Raw genomic sequence first — 1,924 nt, 5'->3', positions numbered from 1 at the left:
GATGTTTACGACATAGCGATTAAAAAGATCGCTGAAGGGCCAATAGGATTTGTTGCCGGCGCAGGATCACTGGCCGGAGCCATCTTCGCCGCGACCCGAAGCGCATGGGTCATGAGCGGTTGCATGGCAATCGGTGCAGGGCTGATATACAAGCTTGACTCCATTGCCCAGAGCCTGGGCTTTGTCATTTAACCAGAAAAAAGGGGGCCCTGCGCCCCCTCCTGCTTTTTGTCATGAGAGTTCCAACTCCAAAATATCTGCACAAGCCGTTCAGAATACTCTGGTTTGAAAGTGATGAGCTGTTTCTCATGCTCTTTTCCCTTCTGCTCGGAGTCTACGTCAATATCATCTTCATGCCCATGTTGCTTGCCTGCGCTTTCATTGCCAGAAAAATAAAAAATCGCTTCCCCAGGGGATTTTTGAAGCACATATCCTTCTTCCTGGGGATCACCAGATTCAAAAACTGCCCCACCTTCTTTGATACCCACTTTCAGGAGTAGTTTTTTTCCATCCCCCTGGCTGTCTTTCTATTTGAAAAACAAAAAGGTGTTGCCCATGGATTTCAAAAAGTTTACAGGGACAATAGCCTTTCTCAGAGCAGAAAACAGACTCCTCAAGTTCGCCATCCTGCTAATTGCCATAAGCAATGTGCTCTTCGGCCTGCTATCCTACACAGCCGTGCGAACAAAACAGGTCGTGGTTGTGCCACTTACTTCCACCAGAAGTATTCTGGTGGGACGAAACCCCGATTCTATGTACGTGCTCCAGGTCTCTCGCTTCGTGCTTGATAATCTTCTCACCTACACCCCTTACACAGTAAAAAAACAGTATGAACAGGTGCTGCCCCTGTTTGACCCCTCAGTCTATCACCAGTACAAAAAAATATTTGAAAGCTTCATTGAAAATGCTTCGGCTGCAAAACTTGCAAGCGTGTTCATGATAGAAAGAATATCCCACTCTCCCGAGAACCACACCATAAAGACAGTCGGAAATAAACTCACTCTCTTTGAGGACAGCATAGTCGAAAGAAAAACCGCCACCTACGAGCTTAAATACACAGTCAAATACGGCGAGTTCAGAATCCTCTCATACAAAAAGCTCAAGGAGGAGTAATCTTATGCGCCTTCTCATCGCTTTAACTGCCATACTGATCACATGCACGAGCCTCCATGCTGAGTGCAAAACCTGCACGAAAGCAAGGGAGAAGCAGATAAAAAATTCAGTTAAATACCCCGCCCCTCCAGCATCTCCTGTCCCTCGCAGGACGGAACAAAATCTCTACAAAAAGTTTCCCTTAAGAAAAATTCAGACAGCGGATCGCATCGCTTCCTACCCGGTGATCGTTTATCCTGAAAAAACAGTCTGGCTCAGACTCAGCAACACAGATGTCAACCGCATCGTCTGCACAAAAGGTGAAATTACCTATGTCTTCACCTCCCGGGAAAAGGGTGTGGTTACAGAGATAAAAGGTGATGAGCTGTTTGTTAAGTTTAAATCCCTTCTTGACCCTGATACAGGCTCAATCAAAAGAATCAAAACCCCAACTGAGTTCTACATACGGTGTGCAGGAGAGACATATTCCTTTATAGCTAAACCCCGCGCTATCCCAACAAGAACCATTTATCTGGAAAGTAAAAAGGAGCTTGTGAAGCCTCCAGAAAACCTCCTTAGCAAAATGAGCCTTGATAGTGCCATATCACAGGTAATAAGATCGGTGTTCCTGTCCCGTGTTCCTCCATCATGGCAGACACTGAAAAACACACGCCCCATATCCATCACCAGGGTGATTGATAAAACCCATATAACCATCACCTGCACCCGGACCTACAGAATACCAGGAGTGCCGGTGCTTGTAAGAGTGCTCTCCCTTTCATCTGATAAACCAGTTCAGATAAGCGAAAAACTGCTTCTTCATCCCTCCATT

4 protein-coding genes are annotated in these 1,924 nt (G+C 46.1%); all 4 read left to right on the top strand.

The window, feature by feature from the left end; genetic code table 11:
• The coding region (locus AC3WVG_RS11565) for a hypothetical protein (RefSeq protein ID WP_488798272.1) at positions 1-192 on the top strand (192 nt) is incomplete at its 5' end.
• Positions 193-233: 41 nt separating this feature from the next.
• A complete protein-coding gene (locus AC3WVG_RS11560; protein WP_488798271.1) occupies positions 234-500 on the top strand; it encodes a type IV conjugative transfer system protein TraL in 267 nt (88 codons plus the stop codon).
• A 55-nt stretch (positions 501-555) separates the two neighbouring features.
• The gene (locus AC3WVG_RS11555; RefSeq protein WP_488798270.1) at positions 556-1,113 is read left to right on the top strand and encodes a TraE/TraK family type IV conjugative transfer system protein; all 558 of its coding nucleotides are present in this window, start codon (positions 556-558) and stop codon (positions 1,111-1,113) included.
• 4 nt (positions 1,114-1,117) lie between these two features.
• A partial coding sequence (locus tag AC3WVG_RS11550) for a TraK domain-containing protein (protein WP_488798269.1) occupies positions 1,118-1,924 on the top strand: 807 nt, incomplete at its 3' end.

It is taken from the genome of Desulfovulcanus sp. (genome assembly GCF_982781345.1).
The sequence above is the reverse complement of the archived record's forward strand: the minus strand, read 5'-3'. Positions and strand labels throughout refer to the sequence as shown.